General features: G+C 70.4%; 17 protein-coding genes. 10 read left to right on the plus strand and 7 right to left on the minus strand.

Annotation, left to right across the window (positions count from 1 at the left end):
- Positions 1-37 precede the first annotated feature (37 nt).
- From ACZ60E_RS02940 to ACZ60E_RS02985, 10 genes are all read left to right on the plus strand, one after another.
- Positions 38-2170, plus strand: a complete 2133-nt coding sequence (locus ACZ60E_RS02940; RefSeq protein ID WP_469437390.1) for a S9 family peptidase — start codon at positions 38-40, stop codon at positions 2168-2170.
- Positions 2171-2346: 176 nt separating this feature from the next.
- Complete coding sequence (locus tag ACZ60E_RS02945) at positions 2347-3900, plus strand: ABC transporter substrate-binding protein (protein ID WP_469437394.1); 1554 nt, start codon at positions 2347-2349, stop codon at positions 3898-3900.
- A 49-nt stretch (positions 3901-3949) separates the two neighbouring features.
- Positions 3950-4879 (plus strand): ABC transporter permease, encoded by a 930-nt coding sequence (locus ACZ60E_RS02950; RefSeq protein WP_469437396.1) that lies wholly within the window; start codon positions 3950-3952, stop codon positions 4877-4879.
- Positions 4876-5763 (plus strand): ABC transporter permease, encoded by an 888-nt coding sequence (locus tag ACZ60E_RS02955; protein ID WP_469437398.1) that lies wholly within the window; start codon positions 4876-4878, stop codon positions 5761-5763. The genes ACZ60E_RS02950 and ACZ60E_RS02955 overlap by 4 nt, the downstream gene beginning before the upstream one ends.
- Positions 5760-6746: an ABC transporter ATP-binding protein gene (locus tag ACZ60E_RS02960; RefSeq protein ID WP_469437400.1), complete on the plus strand. Its 987-nt coding sequence runs from the start codon at positions 5760-5762 to the stop codon at positions 6744-6746. The genes ACZ60E_RS02955 and ACZ60E_RS02960 overlap by 4 nt, the downstream gene beginning before the upstream one ends.
- Complete coding sequence (locus tag ACZ60E_RS02965; RefSeq protein WP_469437402.1) at positions 6743-7726, plus strand: oligopeptide/dipeptide ABC transporter ATP-binding protein; 984 nt, start codon at positions 6743-6745, stop codon at positions 7724-7726. The genes ACZ60E_RS02960 and ACZ60E_RS02965 overlap by 4 nt, the downstream gene beginning before the upstream one ends.
- Positions 7727-7785: 59 nt before the next feature.
- On the plus strand, positions 7786-8937 hold the full coding sequence (locus ACZ60E_RS02970; RefSeq protein WP_469437404.1) for an acyl-CoA dehydrogenase family protein: 1152 nt from the start codon (positions 7786-7788) through the stop codon (positions 8935-8937).
- A gap of 82 nt (positions 8938-9019) precedes the next feature.
- Entirely contained in the window at positions 9020-10177 is a 1158-nt protein-coding gene (locus ACZ60E_RS02975) for a thiamine pyrophosphate-dependent dehydrogenase E1 component subunit alpha (RefSeq protein ID WP_469437407.1), read from the plus strand.
- Entirely contained in the window at positions 10174-11145 is a 972-nt protein-coding gene (locus ACZ60E_RS02980) for an alpha-ketoacid dehydrogenase subunit beta (protein ID WP_384797191.1), read from the plus strand. Before ACZ60E_RS02975 ends, ACZ60E_RS02980 begins: the two co-directional genes overlap by 4 nt.
- Before the next feature lie 59 nt (positions 11146-11204).
- A complete protein-coding gene (locus tag ACZ60E_RS02985; RefSeq protein ID WP_469437410.1) occupies positions 11205-12545 on the plus strand; it encodes a dihydrolipoamide acetyltransferase family protein in 1341 nt (446 codons plus the stop codon).
- Positions 12546-12606: 61 nt separating this feature from the next.
- On the opposite strand, the gene ACZ60E_RS02990 is transcribed toward ACZ60E_RS02985, so the two are convergent.
- The 7 genes from ACZ60E_RS02990 to ACZ60E_RS03020 form a co-directional block, all read right to left on the minus strand.
- The gene (locus ACZ60E_RS02990) at positions 12607-14883 is read right to left on the minus strand and encodes a family 43 glycosylhydrolase (RefSeq protein WP_469438317.1); all 2277 of its coding nucleotides are present in this window, start codon (positions 14881-14883) and stop codon (positions 12607-12609) included.
- 77 nt (positions 14884-14960) lie between these two features.
- Positions 14961-16442 (minus strand): sulfatase-like hydrolase/transferase, encoded by a 1482-nt coding sequence (locus ACZ60E_RS02995; RefSeq protein WP_469437412.1) that lies wholly within the window; start codon positions 16440-16442, stop codon positions 14961-14963.
- Entirely contained in the window at positions 16439-17416 is a 978-nt protein-coding gene (locus ACZ60E_RS03000; protein WP_384797203.1) for an aliphatic sulfonate ABC transporter substrate-binding protein, read from the minus strand. Before ACZ60E_RS03000 ends, ACZ60E_RS02995 begins: the two co-directional genes overlap by 4 nt.
- Before the next feature lie 133 nt (positions 17417-17549).
- A complete protein-coding gene (locus tag ACZ60E_RS03005) occupies positions 17550-18377 on the minus strand; it encodes an ABC transporter ATP-binding protein (RefSeq protein ID WP_469437415.1) in 828 nt (275 codons plus the stop codon).
- Positions 18374-19192, minus strand: coding sequence for an ABC transporter permease (locus ACZ60E_RS03010; protein WP_469437417.1), 819 nt, complete (start codon positions 19190-19192; stop codon positions 18374-18376). Before ACZ60E_RS03010 ends, ACZ60E_RS03005 begins: the two co-directional genes overlap by 4 nt.
- A gap of 31 nt (positions 19193-19223) precedes the next feature.
- Complete coding sequence (locus ACZ60E_RS03015; protein ID WP_469437419.1) at positions 19224-20489, minus strand: ROK family protein; 1266 nt, start codon at positions 20487-20489, stop codon at positions 19224-19226.
- 208 nt (positions 20490-20697) lie between these two features.
- Complete coding sequence (locus ACZ60E_RS03020; protein ID WP_469438319.1) at positions 20698-21588, minus strand: formylglycine-generating enzyme family protein; 891 nt, start codon at positions 21586-21588, stop codon at positions 20698-20700.
- Positions 21589-21820: the final 232 nt, after the last annotated feature.

Consider the following 21820-nt stretch of genomic DNA (forward strand, 5'->3'; position numbering starts at 1 on the left):
GGTAATATTTTTACGAACTTCGATCCGAGGAGTAGCCATGTCCCCGAACGACACCGGATCCGACCGGACGATCACCCAGGCCGTAGAGGCGATGGAGCTGGTGCACAGTGCCGATCTCAGCCCGGACGGCACGCTCGTCGCGTGGTCCTCGTCCCGTATCGAGGGGGACACCGAGCGGCGCGGTCTGCGCCTGAGTGAAGTGGCGAAGGGCTCGGCGGCCTCCAGTACCGCAGCCTCCGTCGCAGCGGCCTCCGTCCCCGCACCCCCCGCCGCCCTGGCCTCTGCCGCTCTGGCCTCCACCGCCGTCGAGTTCGGCGACAGCGACCACACCCCCCTGTTCTCGCCGGACGGCAGCCGTCTGGCGTTCCTCTCGCAGGACGGACCGGTCACGCGCATCGTCCTCGTCCGCCCCGCCGACGCACCCGACTTCGTGTTCGAGGTGCTTGTCGACCCGAAGGCGCCGGACCGCTCGGTCTTCGGACGGCCGGCATGGAGTCCGGACGGCCGCCGTATCGCCTACGCGGCGACGCGGCGGACGCGCGAGCCCGGGGCGCCGTACCGGATCACCCGCGTGATCGGCTGGGTGGACGGGCTCGGCCTCGTCGACGACGCGACCGCGGACATCTTCGTCCTCGACCTCGACACGGGGACGCACACGCGGCTCACGGACGACGAGTGGGTCAACAGCCAGCCCACGTGGTTGCCGCCCTCGGGGACCGATGAGGACGCTGTTCCTCCGTCGTCCTGGCGGATCGCCTACCGCGCGGGCCTCGGCCCCGACCAGTGGCAACAGAGCGTCGCCGCCGTCCGCTCGGTCGCCGCCGACGGGACCGACGCGACTCCCGTCGAGCACCTGCGCGCACTCGACATCTTTTCCGTGGGGGCATTGGCTGACGGACGGATCGCGGTGACGTCCTCCGGCGCCAAACCGCACTCCGTGGGGCAGTTGTGGACCCTGCGAGCCGTCGACGGTGGGGCCGCGGACCCCGCGCCCTGGCAGTCGACCGACCGCGCCGCGGGTCTGGACCTCGATCTCAACGGCGACGTCCTGGGCGACATAGCCGTTCCGTTCATGGACCCCGACACGAGACTGCTCCTGCACGACGGAGACGCCGTACTGCGCGTACAGGTCGAGGACCGCCTGGAGGTCCACCGCGTCGCGCTGGACGGCGAGCCGAAGGCCGATCCGGTGCTGGCCGGCACGGGCTGCTTCTACCCGCTGGCGGTCGCCGGGCAGCGCCTGCTGTACGGCCACGGCACTCTCACCGGCCCGCCCGACCTGTGGATCCGCGATCTGGACACGGGTGACGACGTACGCGTCACCGACACCGCCGCCCACAACAGGTCCTGCACCGTGCCGTGCACGGTCACCACCTTCCGCGTGCCCATCGGAAGCGGCGCGACGGTCCAGGCCAAACTGCTGCGGCCCGCCCACGCCGTCGGGGCCCTGCCGACCGTCCTGCTCATCCACGGCGGCCCCAGGTCGGCCTACGGCGAGGCCTATGTCACCGACGCCCATGTCCTGTGCGGCGCGGGGTTCGGGGTGCTCATGGTGAACCCCCGCGGCTCGCGCGGCTACGGCACGGACTTCGCCGACGCCATCATCGGCGACTGGGGAAACAAGGACTTCCACGACCTGATGGCCGCGGTGGACCTCGCGGTGGACGAGGGCTGGGCCGATCCGGACCGGCTGGGGGTCTCCGGGCTGTCGTACGGCGGCTACATGTCCAGCTGGATCGTCGGTCACACCGACCGGTTCAGGGCCGCCGTGATCGAGAATCCCGTGACGAACTTCTGGAGCATGTACGGGACCAGCGACGTCGGACTCAGTTTCCTGCCCGCGGTGCTGGACGCGCTGCCGCAGACCGACTTCGAGCGCTACCGGCGGCTGTCGCCGATCACCACGGCTCACACCTGCACGACGCCGACCCTGTTGATCCAGGGTGAGGCCGACCACCGGTGCCCGCCCGAGCAGAGCAAGCAGTTCTACTCGGTGCTGCGCCGGGCCGGTTGCGTCGCCGAGCTGCTGATGCTGCCGGACGCCTCCCACGAAGGGGCGATCTCGGGGCCCGTGCCGTCCCGGCGGGCGCAGAACGAGGCGCTCCTCGACTGGATGGTGCGGCATGTGCAGGGGCGTGATCAGGCCCGGCGGGACGGCACGGACGACTGACGTGCCGATCCCGAAGCCATATGAGCCTGCTGAAAGCCGCAGGTCGGACGGCGGATGTTCATGCGAAGTCCGCCCCGTCGGCACCCGCTTTTTCCAGCCACCTAGACGAGTGACGGAACCCGGCGTAGATTGAGAACGTCACTTGGTAGATAACTTACGAAACTGCGAGGGAAGTTATGCGCAAGTCGACAGCCGGGACCACCGCGTGCGGTACGGCGCTGATGGCCACCGCGCTCCTCCTCAGCGGATGCAGCTCCGGCGGTACGGACTCGGCGGCCTCCGGGACCGCCTCTTCGCCCGCGAAACGGGGCGGCTCGCTCTCCATGTCGCTCAGCAGCGCGATCGACACCTGGAACCCCCAGAAGGCACTGGCGACCCAGAGCTACCGGGTGTTCCCCCAGGTCTATGCCTCGCTCCTGCGCTCCACGCCCGACGGCAAGACCCTCCAGCCGGCCCTGGCCTCGTCCTACAAGGCCGATCCCAAGGCCAGGACGCTGAAGTTCACCCTGAACCCGGACGCCAAGTTCAGTGACGGCAGACCCGTCACGTCCGCCGACGTCAAGTTCTCGGAAGGCCTGTGGAGCAAGGGAGAGCTGTACGGCAGCTACTTCTCCTCCATCAAGTCCGTGGACACGCCGTCCAGGAACACCGTCGTCTTCCACCTCTCCGAACCGGACGAGACGCTCCCCGCCGTCCTGTCGACCGCCAACGCGGCGATCTTCCCCGACAAGTACGGGGGCCGGAGCGCCGCCGCGTACTGGAAGAAACCCGTGGGCGCAGGGCCCTTCGTGATCAGCGGCGAGACCGTGGGACGGTCCATCGCCCTCACCCGCAACCCGCACTACTACCGCTCCGGCCTGCCCTACCTCGACAAGGTCGACTACAAGGTCGTCGCCGACGGGGGACAGCAACTCCTGCAGTTCCAGAGCGGTTCCCTCGACGTCGTCAACGGCGTGGAACTCGAAGCTGCCGCCCAGTACCCCAAGAACAGCATCGTCCGTGCGCCCTCCACCGGCGTCAGCGTCCTCACCATGAACACCAAGTCGGGGCCCCTGGCGGACGTCCGCCTCAGGAAGGCGATCGCGCTGGCCGTCGACTACCGCAAGCTCGTCCGCGGCGGATACGTCGGCGAGGCCGGCGTGGCCACATCCTTGCTGCCGCAGCAGGTGCCCGGCGTCGCCAAATGCCCCAAGTGCACCTGGTCCACCACCGACGTGGACGCCGCGAAGAAGCTGGTCGACGGGTCCGACTACGACGGCCGGACCATCGAGCTGATCGTGCCCAGCGACGGCGGCCCCGGAAAACTCGCGGCACAGGCCCTGACCCCGATGCTGGCCGAGGCGGGCATCAAGGCCACCGTCAGCCCGCTCCCGACCAGCTCCCTGATCGACGATCTGAGCAAGGGCTCCTTCCAGCTCGGCATGGTCACCTACAGCGCGCTCGCACCCACCCCCATCGACCCCCTCGGCTTCCTCGGAGCGACCGGCGTCGTGTTCTCCCAGTCCGACCCCGGCCCGGCGAACAAGGCCCTGGCCGCCGTCCACGCGGCGAGCGACACGTCCGAAGTGAGCGCCGCCGTACAGGACTTCGAAGCCACCGCCAACGCCACTCACGCCGTGCTTCCGCTGGCCGTGCCCAACGCGCTCGACGCGGTCTCCGACCGGGTGCAGGGCTTCGTCGCCGCGCCCTACCAGGCGTACTGCGCGGATGAGTTGAACATCAGGAGCTGACAACCGTGTCCGGCACTCTCCATGGAAGGGAGGGAGTTTCGTGGTAGCGATGAGAACGGTGCTCGCCCGGCTGGTCCAGCTGGTGCTCGTCCTGCTCGCGGTCACACTGGTCGTGTTCGTGCTGACCCAGATCGCACCCGGCGACGCGGCCAGACTGCGCCTCGGACCACGAGCCTCGCCCGAGGCGGTGAGCGAACTGCGCCATCAACTGGGCCTCGACCGCAGCCTCCCGCACCAGTACGTGGACTACGTCACCCGGGTGCTGCACGGCGACTTCGGGACGTCCATCGACGGACAGAGCGTCAGCGGCGTCATCGGCCAGCGCATCGGAGACACCCTGTGGCTCCTGCTCGGCACCCTGGTGCTCGCGGTCACGACCTCGCTCGTCCTCGCCTGGACCGCAGCCTGGTTCAGGGACCGCCCCGTCGACCACGTGATCAGGCTGGGCGTCCTCCTGGCCCTGTTCCTGCCGGCGTTCTGGGTCGGCTTCCTGCTCATCAGACTGGTGGCCATCCCCACCGGCTGGTTCCCCGTCGCGGACCTGGGATCGAGCCCGGCGGAACTCCTCCGCTCGCTGGTCCTGCCCTCCGTGACCGGCGCGATCATCCTCACGCCCGTCCTGGTACGGAGCCTGCGGTCCAGCCTGATCGACGTGCTCGACTCCGAGTACATCGCGGTCGCCAGGGCGCTGGGCGTCGGCGGCCCCACCCTGATCGTCCGGCACGTGCTGCGCAACGCACTCGGCCCGGTCCTCACCCTCCTCGCACTCAACGTCGGCTACCTCTTCTTCGGAGTCGTCATCCTGGAAGCCACCTTCAACATCGCCGGCCTGGGCAGCGCACTGGTCGAGGCGTCCGCGAAACGCGACGTCTACACGGTCCAGGGCATCACGCTGCTGTTCGCCACGGGGGTCGTGCTGGCCAACATCCTCGGCGAGACCGTCGTCTCGCTGCTCGACCCGAGGACGGTGAGCACATGATCGACACGCCTGTCGTCGAGGACGCCGCGCCGCACACCAACCCCTCGCACCGCCTGCGCCGACGCGGCGACGGCAAACTGGCCGTCGGCGCGGTCATCGTCGCACTGTTCGTCCTGGCCGCGCTCTGCGCACCGCTCATCACCAGCGGCCACCCCGCCGAACAGGACCTGCTGAACCGGCTCGCCCCGCCCTCCCGGGCCCACCTCCTCGGCACCGACCAGCTCGGCCGCGACGAATGGACCCGACTGGTCTACGCGATCCGGATCGACCTGCGCGTGGCGGTGCTCGGCTCACTCATCCCCGCTGTCCTGGGCAGCCTGATCGGTATCGCGGCGGGCCTCGGCAGCAAGTGGCTGGACGCGGCGATCATGCGCACCTCCGACATCGTCGTCTCGCTCCCGCTGTTCATCTTCTTCATCGCCCTGGTCGGCCTGCTCGGCCCCGGCACCGGATTCCTGTTCCTGGGCCCCGGCGAACTGCCGCTCATCATCGGCTTCACGGTCATCTCCTGGGTCGTGTACGCCCGGCTGCTGCGCAGCGAAGTACGCAGAGTGCGCTCCATGGACTACATCCGGGCCGCACGACTGGGCGGCCTGCCCCGCCGGCGGGTGATCGCCTGGCACATCGTGCCGAACGCCATCGGCCAGAGCATCGTCTACTTCTTCGTCGATGTCGGGCTGGCCGTCGTCGCGATCTCGACCCTGTCCTTCCTGGGCGTCGGCATCCCCGTCGGAACCCCCGAATGGGGCTCGATGATCCAGTCGGGCCGCAGTGTCATCCAGACCAACTGGTGGTTGATCGCGGCCCCCGGAGCGGCGATCGCCCTGATCGGCATGGGCCTGGCCCTGATCGGGGACGGCCTGGACGATCGGATCAAGTCATGACCCGTACAGAACGCGTGATCGAGATCGAGAACCTGTCGATCGCCGCGGCGCAGGGCGGAGTCACCCTGGTGGACGACGTGTCCCTGCACGTCGACGCCGGTGGCTGCCTCGGGATCGTGGGTGAGTCCGGATCCGGCAAGAGCCTCACCCTGCGTTCCGTGCTCGGGCTGCTGCCGCCCGCGCTGAAGCAGACCCGGGGGACCACACGGTTCCAGCGGAAGCCGGGGGAGGGGATGCGGTCCGTCGCACCGCGTGAACTGCGCGGGCACGGGGTCTCCATGATCTTCCAGGAGCCCATGAGCTCGCTGAACCCGACCATGCGCATCGGCGACCTGGTCGCCGCCGGCCCCCGGGCCCTCGGCATGTCCCGCCGGGTCGCCGCGGACCGGGCCCTGCAGCTCCTGGCCGAGGTCGGCGTGCCGCACCCGGAGCAACGGGCCCGCGCATGGCCGCACCAGCTCTCCGGGGGCCAGCGCCAGCGCGTGATGATCGCCATGGCGCTGTCGGTGGAACCCTCGCTCCTCCTGTGCGACGAGCCGACGACCGCACTGGACACCACGGTCCAGGACCAGATCCTGACCCTCGTCGAGCGGCTGCGGGCCGAGCGCGGGCTGGCCCTGATCTTCGTCAGCCACGACCTCTCGGTCATCTCCCGTATCGCCGGCCGCACCGCCGTGATGTACGCGGGCCGCATCGTCGAACAAGGCCCCACCCACGACCTGGTCGACAACCCGAGCCATCCCTACACGCGTGCGCTGATCGACTCGATGCCCCAACTGCACGGCCCGCCCACGCGGTTGAAGACCATCAGCGGGTCCCCGCCCACCGCAGGACTGCTGCCCCCCGGCTGCCGCTTCGCCCCTCGCTGTCCCCACGTCGCGGACGTGTGCCTCGACGCGGACCCCCCGCTGCTGGCCATCGGCCCGCACCGGGCCACCGCGTGCGTGCGGCAGGCAGTCACGAACGCTGGAGACCAGCCATGAGCGCCCTCGTCGAACTGGACGACATCTCCGTCCACTTCAAGGTCAGGAGGCACAGGTCCGTGCCGCCCACGACGCTGCGGGCCGTCGACGGTGTCAGTCTCGCCGTCGAACGCTCCGAGTGTCTCGGCGTGGTCGGCGAGTCCGGATGCGGCAAGTCGACCCTGGCCGGCGTACTCGTCGGACTGACGGAGCCGACCGCCGGACTGGTCCGCTACGAGGGTCAGGACATGGGGATCCGCAGGTCGAAGGAGCTGCGCCGGCGGATCCAGATGGTCTTCCAGGACCCGGTCGCCTCGCTCAACCCCCGACGGCGGGTCCGTTCCGTGCTGGCCGAACTCATCGACTGCCACGACCTCGTCCCCGACACCGGAATGACCTCCGCGCTGAACTCCCTCATGGAGATGGTGAACCTCCCCCCGCGCGTCCTGGACGCGCGACCGCGTGAACTCTCCGGGGGTCAGCGCCAGCGCGTCGCCATCGCACGGGCCCTCGCGGTACGGCCCGACGTACTGGTCGCCGACGAGGCGGTGTCCGCCCTCGACGTGTCCGCCCAGGCCACCGTGGTCAACCTGCTGGCCGATCTGCGCGCCGAACTCGGCCTGACGATCGTCTTCATCTCCCACGACCTCGGCATCATCCGCACGCTCTGCGACCGGGTCGCGGTGATGTACGCGGGCCGGGTGGTCGAGGAGGGAGCGGCCGAGACGATCTTCGGTGCGGCCCAGCACCCCTACACGCAGGCCCTGTTGAGGGCCGCGCCCGACCTGCGGCGCCGAGGCACCGAACCGCGTCCGCCGGCCCTTGAGGGCGAACCGTCCGGCGCCCTCGACCTGATCACGGGCTGCCCCTTCCGGCCCAGGTGCCCGGAGGCCGAGGCCGCCTGCGCGAAGGCCCCGCCGCCCTACGTCCACGACGGATCGCACCGCACCGCCTGCATCCACGCGCCGTCGAGCCACCGGGCACCGGCCGACACCCCGTAACCACCGCTGCCCACCGGCCACCCGGCCTCGGCACCCGCACGTCACCGAAAGGCATCACTGTGAGCGTCGAGCGTGAACTGCCGTCCGACGAGGCCCATGAACTGATCGGGCTCACCGCCGAGATCGCCGACAAGGAACTCGCCCCGCGCGTGGCCGAGTTCGAGGAGGCCGAGCGTTTCCCCCGCGAGGTCTTCACACTGCTGGGGTCGGCGGGACTTCTCACCCTGCCGTTCCCCGAGGAGTTCGGCGGCGGCGCGCAGCCCTACTCCGTCTACCTCCAGGTCCTGGAGGAGATCGCCGCACGGTGGGCGGCCGTGGCCGTGGGCATCAGCGTGCACGCCCTGTCCTGCCATCCGGTGAACGCGTTCGGGACCGACCGGCAGAAGGCCGACCTCCTCCCCGACATGCTCGGCGGAGACCTGCTCGGTGCCTACGCCCTGTCCGAGGCGCACGCCGGGTCCGACCCGTCCGCCATGCGGGCCTCCGCCACCGGCACCCCGGAGGGCTGGCGCGCCCGCGGCAGCAAGGCATGGATCACCCACGCGGGACAGGCCGACTACTACACCACCTTCCTGCGCACGGGCTCCGACAGCAGACACGGTGTCTCCTGCTTCCACGTCCCCGCGGGCACCCCCGGCCTCTCCGCGGGCGCCCCCGAACGCAAGATGGGCCTGTGCAGCTCGACGACCGCCACGATGAACTTCGATGACGCGCTGATCCCCGAGGACCACCTCGTCGGACGCCCCGGACAAGGCCTGTCCATCGCGCTGTCCGCCCTCGACGCCGGGCGCCTGGGCATCGCCGCCGTCGCCACCGGCATCGCGCAGGCGAGCCTGGACTACGCGGTGGCGTACGCGAAGGAACGCGAGGCCTTCGGACGCCCGGTCATCGACCATCAAGGAGTCGGTTTCCTGCTCGCGGACATGGCCGCCGCCACCGCGTCCGCCCGCGCCACCTATCTGTCGGCCGCCCGCCGCAAGGACGCGGGCCTCGGCTACAGCCAGGAGGCCAGCATGGCGAAACTCGTCGCCTCGGACACCGCCATGTCGGTGTCCACCGACGCCGTCCAGATCCTCGGCGGCGCCGGATACGTCCGCGACCACCCGGTCGAGCGGTACATGCGCGAGGCCAAGGTCACGCAGATCTTCGAAGGCACCAACCAGATCCAGCGCCTGCTCATCAGCCGCGCACTCGCCCGCACGGCACGCTGATGCCGCGCCGGCCCGCCGCAGGTCCGCCGGCCCCGCCCATCGCCCAGGGCCGTACGGCCGACATCTCGAAGGAGTCCGGAACATGCCCCGCACGTCCGCGAAGACGAAGGACCGACTGGACCCGATCCAGTTGCTGACTCCGCAGGGCGAGGCCGTCAGCGACGCCCGGCTGCCGTTCGACCCCGCCGACGCCGATCTCCCCGCCCTGTACCGGGACATGGTGCTGGCCCGCCGCCTCGACACCGAGGCCATCGCCCTCCAGCGGCAGGGCGAACTGGGTCTGTGGCCCTCCCTCTTCGGCCAGGAGGCCGCGCAGATCGGTGCCGCCCGCGCCCTGCTCCCCTCCGACATGGTCTTCCCCACCTACCGCGAACACGGTGTGGCCTGGTGCCGCGGACTCGACCCGGCGTCCCTCCTCGGTCTCTTCCGGGGCACCACCCTGGGCGGCTGGGACCCGAGGGACGTCAACTTCAACCTGTACACGCTGGTGATCGGGGCCCAGACCCTGCACGCCGTCGGCTACGCGATGGGGATCGTCCGCGACCCGGTGGGCCCCGCCGTCCCCGCGGCCTCCACAGCAGACGCCCCTGCCGCCCCCGCCGTCCTCGCCTTTCTCGGCGACGGCGCCCTGAGCGAGGGCGAGACCAACGAGGCGTTCATCTGGGCCACGACCCAGTCCCTGCCCGTGGTCTTCTTCTGCCAGAACAACCAGTGGGCGATCTCGGCTCCGTACAGCGTGCAGAGCACCGTCCCCGTCGCGCAGCGCGCCGCCGGATTCGGACTGCCGGGCATCCGTGTCGACGGCAACGACGTCCTGGCCTGCCTCGCCGCCACCCGCAGCGCACTCCACACGGCCCGTACCGGCGGCGGCCCCACCCTGATCGAGGCGTTCACCTATCGCCGCAACGCCCACACCACCGCGGACGACGCCTCCCGCTACCGGGAGACGGCGGAGGAGAAGGAGTGGGCGGCCAAGGACCCCATCGCCCGGCTGCACGACCACCTGGTGACCACCGGGGCCGCCGACTCCGCGTACTTTGCCGGGATCGAGGCCGAGGCGCAGACCTTCGCGGAAAGCCTGCGCGCCCGCTGCCGTGCGCTGCCCGAGCCCGATCCGGACCTGCCGTTCGAGCACACCTACGCCGAGATGACCCCCGAGCTGAGCCGCCAGCTGGCCGAACACCGTGCCCATCTCGCCTCGCTGCAGGAGATGCCCGACCCGAGCGGAGAGCGCGCATGACCACGACGACGCTGGCCAGAGCGATCAACGACGGACTGCGGCACGCGCTCACGACCGACCCGGCGGTCCTGCTGCTCGGTGAGGACATCGGCCGCCTCGGCGGCGTCTTCCGCGTCACCGACGGACTCTGCGCCGACTTCGGCACGTCACGCGTGGTGGACACCCCACTGGGCGAAGCCGGGATCGTCGGCACCGCCGTGGGTCTGGCGATGCGCGGATACCGCCCCGTCTGCGAGATCCAGTTCGACGGATTCGTCTACCCGGCCGTCAACCAGATCATCAGCCAGCTGGCCAAGTACCGGCACCGCTCGGGCGGCCGGATAGCCATGCCGGTGGTCATCCGCATCCCGTACGGCGGTGGCATCGGCTCCATCGAACACCACTCGGAGTCCCCGGAGGCCTACTTCGCGCACACCCCGGGACTCAAGGTCGTCACCTGCGCCACCCCCGACGACGCCTTCAGCATGATCGGCCAGGCCATCTCCAGCGACGACCCGGTCATCTTCCTGGAGCCCAAGCGCCGGTACTGGACCAAGGGCGAGGTCTCCGGCGCACCCTCACTCGACCTGCACCGGGCCCGTACCGTCCGCACGGGTTCCGACCTCACCCTGGTCGCCTACGGGCCGTTGGTCGCACCGGCGCTGGAGACGGCCCGCATCGCGGGGGAGGAGGGGCACAGCGTCGAGGTCATCGACCTGAGAAGCCTCGCACCGCTGGACACGGACACGGTCATGGCCTCCGTGCTCCGCACCGGCCGGCTCGTCATCACCCACGAGGCCTCCCGCACGCACGGCATCGGTGCCGAGATCGCCGCCCGGGTCCAGGAGGAGGCGTTCTACGCGCTGGAGGCCCCCGTCCTGCGGGTGACCGGGTACGACACGCCGTACCCGCCGAGCCGCCTCGAGGAGGACTGGCTGCCGGGCGTGGACCGCATGCTGGCCGCCGTGGACCGGAGCCTCGCCCACTGAGAGCGGTCGCCGTGGCCCGACGAACGACCGGTGCGAACACCCTGAAAGGCAGGACCGCCATGCCCACCACCGAAGATTTCTGCCTGCCCGACGTCGGGGAAGGCCTCACGGAGGCCGACATCCTCCAGTGGACCGTGGCCCCCGGCGACACGGTCGAGGTCAACCAGATCATCGTCGAGATAGAGACGGCCAAAGCCGCCGTCGAACTGCCCTCTCCGTACGCGGGCATGGTCGCCGCACTACACGCCGCCGAAGGCGACACCGTGCCGGTCGGCGCTCCCCTGATCACCATCGCCGTCGGCACACCCGACGAGCGTGACGCGGCGGCGGGACCGGCCGCCTCCGACCAGGGTGCCGAAGGAAAACGCACCGCGCTCCTCGTCGGCTACGGTCCGCGCGACGCGGGTACGGCCCGCCGACGTACCGCTCGCCCTGCCGCATCCACCGGGACCGCCGTGGCCGCGCCGGCTCCGCCGCGCGCCGAATCCCTCACTACTGCGTCCGCACCTGCCGCTCGCCCCTCGGCCAAGCCGCCGGTGCGCAAGCTGGCCAAGGACCTCGGCGTCGACCTGCGCACGGTGCCGCCCACCGGACCGCACGGCACCATCAGCCGCGAGGATGTCCATCTCGCCGCCGCACCGGTGAAGGCGCCCTCGGGCGAGTCGCCCTCCCGAAGCGCCGACGTCAACTCGCGCGGAGAGACCCGGATCGCGATCCGCGGCGTACGCAAGCACATGGCAGCCGCGATGGTGGCTTCGTCCTTCACCGCCCCGCACGTCACCGAGTTCGTCACCGTGGACGTCAGCGAGACGATGAGACTGCGCGAACTGATGGGCGCCCGCCGCGAGTTCGCCGGGATGCGGATCTCGCCGATGCTCTTCGTGGCGAAGGCCCTGCTGCTCGCCCTGCGCGGAACACCGGAGCTGAACTCCGTCTGGGACGAGGCCCGTCAGGAGATCGTGCTCAAGCACTACGTCAACCTCGGCATAGCCGCCGCGACCGACCGGGGCCTGGTGGTACCCAACATCAAGGACGCGGATCTGCTCTCGCTGCCCGAACTGGCCACATCCATAGCGCAGTTGGCGACGACGGCCCGGGAGGGGCGGACGGAACCACGCGACCTGACCGGCGGCACGGTCACCCTCACCAACGTCGGTGTGTTCGGCGTGGACACCGGTACGCCCATCCTCAACCCGGGAGAGGCCGCCATCCTCGCCCTGGGGGCCGTGCGACGCACCCCGTGGGTGGTCCAGGACCAGGCGGGAGAGCGTATCGAGCCGCGATGGGCGGCCCAACTCGCCCTGTCCTTCGACCATCGGCTCGCCGACGGCCGGCAGGGTTCGCGCCTGCTGGCCGACGTGGCGGACCTGCTGCGGGAGCCGGGGCTCGCCATGCTGTGACACCGGTGGTCCGCACCCCCAGGAACTCGGGATGCGGACCATTTCCGTGTCAGCCGCCGTGTCAGCCGCTATGCGAGCCGCGATAGGTGCGCACGTAGCCGAAGCGGGCTGTCGCCCCGGCCGTGTTGAGCGACACCAGGCCGATCCGCAGGGCCTGCTCGTCCGGCAGGGCCCACACACCGGTCCAGGTCCAGTGCACGCCGTCGGTGCTGGTGGCGGCCCGTACCTCGTGCTCGCCGCCCGCCCTGTCGGCGTGGTACGCCAGTCGCATCCAGAGCGTCTGCGCGGGCGGCCCGCCGAACATCGGGCCGTAGGCCACGGCGGTCGGCGGTGTGGTCGTGGGCCGGGCGCCCTCCTTGGCGAACTCGGTGACGTGGGTGACCTTCCCGTCGGTGTGGCTCACCGGCAGCACCGCGTGCACCAGCTTGAAGTACCGGTCGTCGTTCCCGTAGAGCACCAGCCCGGCCTGCTGATTGCCCGGACCGTTCGCCAGATCGAGCTTGGTCTCGACGGTGAAGTCACCGGCCGGTGCGGGGCGGGTGAGGACCGACGCGGTGTTGGTGCCGAGATGCAGCTCGGCGTTCTGCGTCGGCCAGGACAGGACACCCTCGCCGGTCGTCGCACCGGCGGCAGGACCCCGTACCCAGCTCCAGTCGGAGGACAGGATGGCGGAGTCGAACTCGTCGCTGTAGGAGTGCAGTTGTGCACCGGGCCGGGGATCGGCGACGCGTCGCGTGACCGGCTCGTACAGCTTCACGGCGCCCACGTTGTCGGCTGCGGCTCCGTCCCCGAGGGCGGCGGTGCCGACCTTCCCGGCCCGCGCGGCAGCCGCCGGTACGGTACGGGTCTGGGTGGCCACGGCGTCGCGCAGCCGGTCCGCGCTCACCTCGACGGTGAGGCGGTTGCCGCGCAGCTCGGCCGCCACATTGCGCCAGGCGTTCCACTGGTAGCCGGACGGGAGAGCGGTCACCTGTTGCCCGGCGCTGACACCGTTCACCCGTACGTCGGTGACCAGGGCGTTGCGGGTCCGGTCGAGCCACGCCACGACATGGTTCGCGGGGTTCTTGTAGGCGAGGACCAGACCGGCCGACCCGCCCGCCGAGGTGACCCGGAGATCGGCCTCGGCGCGTACCCGGGCGGGAGCGTTGCCCGAGGAGACGAGGAAGGCCGGGTCGGTGGCGCTGCCGGAGTGGGTGACGAAGGTGCCGGAGTCCTGCTCGGTGGCCATCGCCCAGGCCTTCGTACCGGAGCCCTGCGCCTGCCAGCCGTCCAGCGCGCCGTCGTCGAAGGTGCCGCCCGCCTGCCAGGTGGTGACAGGTGCCTCGGTGCCGTCGGAGGAGGGACCGGCGCCGGCCCGGACGACGGGCCAGCCGTCGATCCAGTCGAGCCGGTCGACCAGCATCGGACGCCTGCTGAGGGTGCGGTCGATGCCCGGTACGAGGTCCAGGTCGGGGTCGGCGGCGGGTATCGCGTGGTAGACGAGCCAGTCCTGCCCGGCCAGGTCGGTCTGCAGCGCGTTGTGTCCGGGCCCGATCCAGCGGTCGCTCGAACCGACCACTATGCCGCCCTTGCTGACGGGGGACATCAGGTCGACACCGCGGTCGTCGGTGAAGGGCCCGGTCGGTCTGGTGGAGCGGCCCACCTTGACCTGGTAGCCGCTGTACGCGCCGTCGCAGCAGCCCGCGTCCGAATAGAAGAGGTAGTAGAAACCGTCACGGCGGACGACGAAACCGCCCTCCATACGGCGGCCCTGGGCGACCTCGGTGACCGTGCCCTCGATCCGGGTGCGGTCGCCGTTCATGCGCGCCACGCAGATGGTGTCGTAGCTGCCCCAGTACAGGTACGGCTGTCCGCCGACGTCGGTGAACTGCGCCTGGTCGATGTCACCGGTCGCGCAGCCGCTGTCCGCCGGGAGCACGGCGCCCGCGTCGGTCCAGGGCCCGGTCGGCGTGGGCGCGGTGGCCACTCCGACGGTGTCCTGGTTGGGCACCGAGTAGAAGAGGTTGTAGTGGCCGTTCGTGTAACGGATGTCCGGCGCCCACAGTCGCGAACCGCCGTGCCAGGCCGGCTGGGTCTGCGGGGTGAACACCTCTCCCGCGTACGTCCAGTGGGTGAGGTCGGCCGACTTCAGGATCGGCAGCATGCGTTCGGCGGTCTGGCCCTGGGTCTGGAAGACGGGGTTCTGGGTGCCGTAGGCGTACCAGAAGCCGTCCTTGCTGCGGATCACCGCCGGGTCGGGGAAGGTGTCGACGGTGTCGGCCGTCACCGGGTTGGTGTACGTGGACGCCCGCGCGGGGGAGGCGGTGGCGGTCCCGGCGGGCGGGAGGACCGCGAGCAGGAGGCCGGCGAGTGCGGTGACGACCTGCGCGGTGCGACGAGCTCTTGGGTTCAGGCGGTTCAGGCGGTTCGCTCGGTTCACGGGGGCGAGACCTCACTGCTCGAAGGGGATTCGAAGGAGCTCAGGGTCGGGTCGTAGTCGGAGGCGCCGATGTCGTACATGGACGTCATCCAGTGGTGGAAGTTGTCGCCGCGCTCCCGCAGCAGGTCGTACAGACGGCGCATCAGACGCAGCCGGACGGACTCCAGTTCGGGGTCCGGGTAGCGGTTGGTCAGCTCGTGCGGGTCGCTTTCGAGGTCGTACAGCTCGTTGACCGAGTCGGGATTGACGACCAGCTTGTAGCGGCTGTCGCGCAGCATGCGCTGGGGGTAAGGGAAGTGGTGGCCGTGGAACTCGGCGAGCAACTCCTCGGGCCACTCGGGGTGTTCACCGCGCACCAGCGGCAGCAGACTGCGGCTGTCGGTGGCGGGCTCCGGGTCGCAGCCCGCCAGTTCGAGGATGGTCGCCGTGCAGTCGGTGAGGCTGACGAACTCCTGCCGGACCTGGGAGGCTTGGCCCGGCATGCGGACGATTCCGGGGATGCGGTAGATGTCCTCGTACATCGCCGGACCCTTGTCGTGCAGCCGGTGGGCGCCGGTGAACTCGCCGTGGTCGGCGGTGAAGAAGACCGAGGTGTCGTCCTCCAGGCCGAGTTCGTCGAGCCGGGTGAGGATGCGCCCGATCTGCTCGTCGACGAGGGTGACGTAACCCCAGTAGACGGCAATGAGTTTGCGGGTGACTTCGAGCGGCATGGTGTCGAAGGTCCAGTGCGCGCTGTAGTTGCGCTGCACGGGCGGTTTTCCCTCGAAGGTCTCCGCTATCGACGCGGGCAGTTCGACGAGTTCCGGGTCGTAGAGGTCGTAGTAGGAGTCCGGCAGCAGATACGGCAGATGCGGGCCGAAGAAGTGGGTGGCCAGGTAGAAGGGGCGGCCGTCGGCCGCGTACTTCTCCAGGAGTTCGATGGCGCGGGTCGCGAGGTAGTACTCGAAGGTCGCCTCCACCGGCTGCTGGAGGCGCGCGGCGAGGAGGTTGCCCGGGTTGCCGTTGGGTGTGGTCCCGCGCACCGGATCGGTGATGCGGTACGGCGGCAGGTCCCGTTCCTTGAGATAGGCGAGGTAGTCGGGGTGGTCGACAGGGTTGTGCCAGCCCGGCAGGTCAGGCCCCTCGAAGCCGTAGGAGGCGGCGTTGCGGTGGGTGCCGACGTGCCACTTGCCGACGAGGCCCAGTTGGTAGTCGCGTTCGGCGAGCGCGGCGGGGAAGGTGAAGGCGTCCTCGGCCAGGTCCTCCAGATAGCCGACGTTGCGCTCGTGGTTGGCGAGCAGCTTGTGCCGGAAGGGGGCCTGGCCGGTGAGGAGACTGGCCCGGGCCGGGGTGCAGATGGCGGTGGGCGTGTAGAAGCGGTCGAAGCGGGTGCCGGTGGCGGCGAGCCGGTCCAGGTTCGGGGTGGCGACATGCGGGTTGCCGTAACAGCCCAGCGTGTCCACGCGGTGCTGGTCGGTCATCAGGAAGAGGAGGTTCACGCGGCGGCCTTCGTGTAGACGTCGCCCGCGTAGAACGAGGTCGCGGCCGGAGCCTTCTTCAGCTGGCCGGTGCTCACGAAGAAGTCGCTCATGCCGTCGAGCCACGTGCCGACCGTGCCGTCCTTCGTCTTCGCGACGAGTTCGGCGGTCGTCAGCGTCTCGACGTGACTCGCGTCCGCCTTCACCTTGTCCTCCGGCAGCTTCAGAAGCGCGGCGGTGAGCTTGACCGACTCCTCGGGGTGCGCGGCACGCCAGTCGTTGGCCTCCTGGAGCACCTTGACGACCTTCGCCTCGGCGGGACCCTTCTTCCCGCCGGTGACGAACGCCGTGGGGAACGAGCCACCGATGTCCTTGGTGCTCGCCACCTCGACCAGGTCCGGCACCTTCTGCTTGATGGTGTCGATGAGCGGGTAGTTGATGCCGGCCCCGTCGATCTGCCCGGAGGAGAAGGCCGAGACGATGGTCGGCGCGTCCATGGCGACCTTCTTGATGTCGTCCATCGTCATCCCGGCCTCACGCAGGGCGAGTTGAAGGATCATCTCGCCGGACGTCCCTTCCGGAACACCGACCTTCTTGCCCTTCAGCCCGGCGATCGAGGTGATGCCCGGCTTGGCGATCACCCGGTCGGCATAGGTCAGCGTGTCGATCGCGACCACCCGTGCCTTCCCGGAGGCGGGCAGCCACAACGCACCGGGACCGATGTACCCGTAGTCGAGATCCCCACTGCCCAGCGCCTGAATCTGAATGGGCCCATTGACGAAGGTCTTGTACGAGGCGGACACCCCGTGCTTCTTCCACAGCCCCTGATCGTCGGCGATGGCCAGCAGACTGGCCCCGTTGTAGTCGGCGATGTACCCGAACCGGATCTTGGTACCACCACCACTGTCACCGTCACCGGAGGAGCAGGCAGACACGGAGAGCGTGAGTGCTGTGGCGGAGAGTGAGGCAAGGAGGGTGCGACGGGACATGCTCATGGCGCTGAGCCTTTCGTTGTCTACGGCCCGCCCCGGAGTCTGAGGGCGAGCGTGTGAGTTTCAGCCCGTCCGGCGTTTGAGGACGAGCGCGAAGCGCGATCAGGGGGCGAGGGAATGCGCAGCCGACAGCCGGTCAGCTCACCGGGTTCACAGAGGCCACCGGCTCCTGGTGATACACCGCATGCCAGACCTCATTCCGAATGCGAGCGAACTCAGGGGACAACCGCAACTCCTCGGTCCGCGGATAGGGCAGATCCACCTCGACGACCCGATGGACCCGCCCCGGCCGAGCCGCCATCACGACAACGCGCCGCGCCAGATAGACCGCCTCGTCGACGTCATGCGTGACGAAGAGAACGGTCCGCCGCTCCTGCGTCCAGGTGGACAGCAACTGGTCCTGCATCTGCACCCGCGTGAGGGCGTCCAGCGCACCGAACGGCTCATCCATCAGCAGGACTTCGGGGTCGACCGCGTAGGCGCGGGCGATCGCACAGCGCTGCTTCATGCCACCCGACAGCGTCTTGGGCAGCGCGTCGGCGAAGTCCTTGAGCCCGACGAGTTCGATGGCGTGGTCGGCCTTGCGGCGCCGCTCGGCGGCGGACAGGGAGGTGAGCTTGAGCCCGAACTCGACGTTGCCTCGTACGGTGAGCCAGGGGAAGAGCGCGTACTGCTGGAAGATGACTCCGCGCTCGGGGCCGGGGCCCGTCACGACGGCTCCGTCGACCAGGACCTGCCCGGTGGTGGGTTCGGCGAGACCGGCCGCCAGGTTCAGCAGCGTCGACTTGCCGCAGCCCGAGGGACCCACGACCGTGACGAACTCACGGTCGGCGATGTCCAGCGACACCTCGTCGAGGGCCGTGAACTCCCCCTGCTTCAAGGGGAACGTCTTACCGGCACCCCGGAAGGAGATCTTGGCGCCGGACGCGCCGGGCGCGTCCGACTTACCGAGTGAGGGCTTCATCGTCGCTCCTGCCAGGCCGTCAGATGGCGTTCCGCGCGCAGCAGCAGGCGGTCCATCACCAGGCCGATCACTCCGATGCTGATCAGCCCGACGAAGATCGTCGGCAGGTCGTAGTAGGTCTGCGCGTGCATCATCTCGTAGCCGAGGCCCTTGTCCGCGGCGATGAGTTCGGCCGCGACGACCGTGGCCCAGGAGGCCCCGAGTCCGATGCGCATACCGACGAGCAGGAACGGGGTGGCGGCCGGAACGACCACCTTGAGGAAGATCACGCGGTCCCGGGCACCCAGTACACGGGCCGCGTTGACGAGTGTGCTGTCCACGCCGATCACCCCCTGGAACGCGGCCACCACACTGGACAGGAACGCGGCCAGGAAGATGACGAAGACCTTGGGTGTCTCACCGATGCCCATGGTCACGATGGCGAGAGGGATGATCGCCAGCGGTGGGACGGTCCGGAAGAACTGCACGTACGGTTCGAGCAGACCGCGGGCCAGCGGGTACCAGCCCATGAGGAACCCGACGGGCACGGCGAGCAGGGTGCCCAGGGCGAAGCCGAGGAAGACCCGGCGCAGGCTCGCCAGCGCGTCCTCGCCGAGTGTGCTGTCGCCCGCCATCTCCAGCGCTCGGGAGCCGACCGACAGGGGACCCGGCACATCCACCAGATGGGCCGAGGTGGCCACGGCCCACACGGCGATGCCCAGGGTGAGTGCCGCCAGGTTGAGCACGAACGGGGGCACGGTCCGCGACCGGCGTCGCCGACCGGCTGCGGCGGGCGCCCTGTCGGGCCGTTTGTCGGGTGCGGTGAGCACGGTCATGGCGACCTCGGCGGTACGGGGACGGTCACGGTCACTCCACGGAGTTCGGTGTGTGATAGCGGGTGAGCAGGGGGGAGTCGTGCAGGACCAGTGCGATGGCGCCGAGCGCGCCGCCCACCTCGCCGAGCGTGGCCGGCCGCAGGTCGATGTCCGGCCGGGAGACCGGCATCAGATGGGCGGACAGGGCGCGTTCGACGGGTTCGAAGAGGGCGGGTCCGGCCTCGGCGAGTTCGCCGCCGAGCACCGTGACGTGGGGGCCGACCGCGTTGCACACGGCCGCGAGGACGGTCCCCACCCGGGTGCCGACGTCGTCCAGTACGCCGCGTGCGGCCGGGTCCGTGGGCAGCGCCGCCAGGAAGCCGTCCAGATCGGCGGCACCGGGGTGGGCGTCCAGTACGGCGCCGATCGAGGCCACCGTCTCCAGACAGCCGTCCTTGCCGCACGAACATCGGCGCCCGTCCGGTTCGGCCGTGATGTGGCCGAACTCGCCGGACAGTCCGCGGGCGCCCCGGTGCAGGGCGCCGCCGACGACCAGCCCTCCGCCCACGCCGTGCGACAGCCGCAGATAGAGCACGTCCTGCACACCGGCCGCCGCTCCCCAGGTCGCCTCGGCCAGCGCCGCGAGCCGGGTGTTGTTGTCGAGCAGCACGGGTACGCCGAAGTGCTTGCGCAGCAGGACCGGCAGGTCCTCGTGGGGCCGGGGCGCACCGGCAGCGGGGGAGTCGCCCGTGGGGGAGCCGGGCCGTTCGGCGGCGCGGCTGCTGACGGCCGAGGCACCGGTGACCGGGATGCCGGTGGTCGAGGCACCGGTCGCGGGGGCGTCGTGCACGGGTCCGACCACACCCACGCCGATGCCGCTGAGCGCCCCCAGGCGCAGGGTGCCCCCGGCGAGTCCGCCGACCAGCCGTGCGGCGAGGTCGACCCGCTTCTCCCAGGACAGACCCTCGCCGTGCGCCGCGCTCGCGGAACCGATCACCTCGTGGGCGACGTTGACCGCGGCGACGTGCACCGCGCGCCGCGCGAAGTCGATCCCGATGGCCTGGCCCGCGTCCCGGTGGAGGGTCAGGGTCTCGACCGGCCGGCCGCGGCGGCGCTCGGCGGGGGCGGGAGCCGTGGCCACGACCGCTCCGCTGTCCACCAGCGCGGACACGATGTCGTACAGGGTCGTCCGGGACAGCCCTGTCAGCCGCCCCAACTCGGCCCTGTTGAGCGGGCCGTGGGTGCGCATCTGCCGCAGGACGAGTTCCTCGTGACCACGGCGCAGCCGTGCCAGCGGACCCTCGTGGTCGTGTGCCATGGGGCACAGGATGCGGACTCGGCAGCTTTTACGTCAACAGTCCGGAATAAATCAGTGAACCCGGGACCGAGCTCCACAGGGCCATGAACGCGCAGTTCAGAGCGGTGTTGGAGGCCGTCCCGTGAGGCGGTCACGTTTCATGAGGCTGCAATGTTGCGGTCACCGGGCGCGGGTCGGCCGCGCAGGACGGTCCACCGGGCGGGGTTCCTCAGGCGTCCCACGCACAGCGGAAGCCGAGGTTGCCCGTGCTGCTGTCGGGCGTGTTGGCCGTACGGGCGGCGACGCGGTAGCGGTTGCAGTACGAGCTGTGGCAGAGGTACGAGCCACCGCGCATGACGCGGGACGCGCCCTGCGGCGGGCCCTTCGGGTCGGTGCGCGGGCGCTCGGAGTGCCGCGTGCCCCACCGGTCGGCGCACCACTCCCACACGTTCCCGGACATGTTGTACAGCCCATGGCCGTTGGGCTCGTACGTGTCCACCGGCGCCGTGCCCCGGTAGCCGTCCTCGGCGGTGTTCTTGGTCGGGAAGTGCCCCTGCCAGATGTTGCAGCGGTGCTCGCCCGCCGGCGTCAGCTCGTCCCCCCACGGGTAGCGGTTCTGCACCAGGCCGCCCCGCGCGGCGTACTCCCACTCGGCCTCGGTGGGCAGCCGGGCGCCGGCCCAGCGGCAGTAGGCGGCGGCGTCGTTCCAGGAGAGGTGCACCACGGGGTGGTCGCCGCGGTCGGCCACCGAACTGCCCGGCCCTTCCGGGGTCCGCCAGGTCGCGCCCTCGACCCCGCACCACCAGGGCGTCTGCGGCGGCCTGGCCGCGCCGCGCCGCAGGGCGGCGGGCAGGAATCCGGCGAAGACGAACGACCAGCCGAAGCGCTCCGCCTCGGTGACGTGACCGGTCGCCTCGGCGAACCGCGCGAACCGGTCGTTGGTCACGGCGTGAGCATCGATCCGGAAAGGTGAGAGGACGACTTCGCGCACCGGTCCCTCGCCGTCGTCGGGGAAGCCGTCGGTGTCCCGGGTTCCCATCAGGAAGGAACCGCCACCCAGCAGCACGCTCGCGTCCCGGTCCCGGCCCGGGGCTCCCCGGCCCTGGTCGCGGTCCCGCATCCCGTCCGGCACGTGGTCCCGCGCTCCGTCCGGCACGTGCTCCCGCACCTCGTCCGGCACGCGGTCCGCGGTGGCGCGGACCGTCGGCCCGAGGGGGAGTCCCGCCGCGCCCCGGTCGACCGAGGGCGCGCAACAGCTCCCGGACTCCGCCTCGTCCACCCGGCCTCCCGCAAGAAGTGATCTCTGTTCGAGGCTACGGCACCTGAGGGGAGGTGATCATTGCGGCCTCCGC

This window comes from Streptomyces sp. NPDC102514 (assembly GCF_055584525.1).

What these genes read in the sequence shown, in the direction of transcription:
- ACZ60E_RS02940 (WP_469437390.1), top strand. Translation starts at nt 38, where the DNA reads ATGTCCCCGAACGACACCGGATCCGACCGGACGATCACCCAGGCCGTA.
- ACZ60E_RS02945 (WP_469437394.1), top strand. Translation starts at nt 2,347, where the DNA reads ATGCGCAAGTCGACAGCCGGGACCACCGCGTGCGGTACGGCGCTGATG.
- ACZ60E_RS02950 (WP_469437396.1), top strand. Translation starts at nt 3,950, where the DNA reads ATGAGAACGGTGCTCGCCCGGCTGGTCCAGCTGGTGCTCGTCCTGCTC.
- ACZ60E_RS02955 (WP_469437398.1), top strand. Translation starts at nt 4,876, where the DNA reads ATGATCGACACGCCTGTCGTCGAGGACGCCGCGCCGCACACCAACCCC.
- ACZ60E_RS02960 (WP_469437400.1), top strand. Translation starts at nt 5,760, where the DNA reads ATGACCCGTACAGAACGCGTGATCGAGATCGAGAACCTGTCGATCGCC.
- ACZ60E_RS02965 (WP_469437402.1), top strand. Translation starts at nt 6,743, where the DNA reads ATGAGCGCCCTCGTCGAACTGGACGACATCTCCGTCCACTTCAAGGTC.
- ACZ60E_RS02975 (WP_469437407.1), top strand. Translation starts at nt 9,020, where the DNA reads ATGCCCCGCACGTCCGCGAAGACGAAGGACCGACTGGACCCGATCCAG.
- ACZ60E_RS02980 (WP_384797191.1), top strand. Translation starts at nt 10,174, where the DNA reads ATGACCACGACGACGCTGGCCAGAGCGATCAACGACGGACTGCGGCAC.
- ACZ60E_RS02985 (WP_469437410.1), top strand. Translation starts at nt 11,205, where the DNA reads ATGCCCACCACCGAAGATTTCTGCCTGCCCGACGTCGGGGAAGGCCTC.
- ACZ60E_RS03000 (WP_384797203.1), bottom strand. Translation starts at nt 17,416, where the DNA reads ATGAGCATGTCCCGTCGCACCCTCCTTGCCTCACTCTCCGCCACAGCA.
- ACZ60E_RS03005 (WP_469437415.1), bottom strand. Translation starts at nt 18,377, where the DNA reads ATGAAGCCCTCACTCGGTAAGTCGGACGCGCCCGGCGCGTCCGGCGCC.
- ACZ60E_RS03010 (WP_469437417.1), bottom strand. Translation starts at nt 19,192, where the DNA reads ATGACCGTGCTCACCGCACCCGACAAACGGCCCGACAGGGCGCCCGCC.
- ACZ60E_RS03015 (WP_469437419.1), bottom strand. Translation starts at nt 20,489, where the DNA reads ATGGCACACGACCACGAGGGTCCGCTGGCACGGCTGCGCCGTGGTCAC.
- ACZ60E_RS03020 (WP_469438319.1), bottom strand. Translation starts at nt 21,588, where the DNA reads ATGCGGGACCGCGACCAGGGCCGGGGAGCCCCGGGCCGGGACCGGGAC.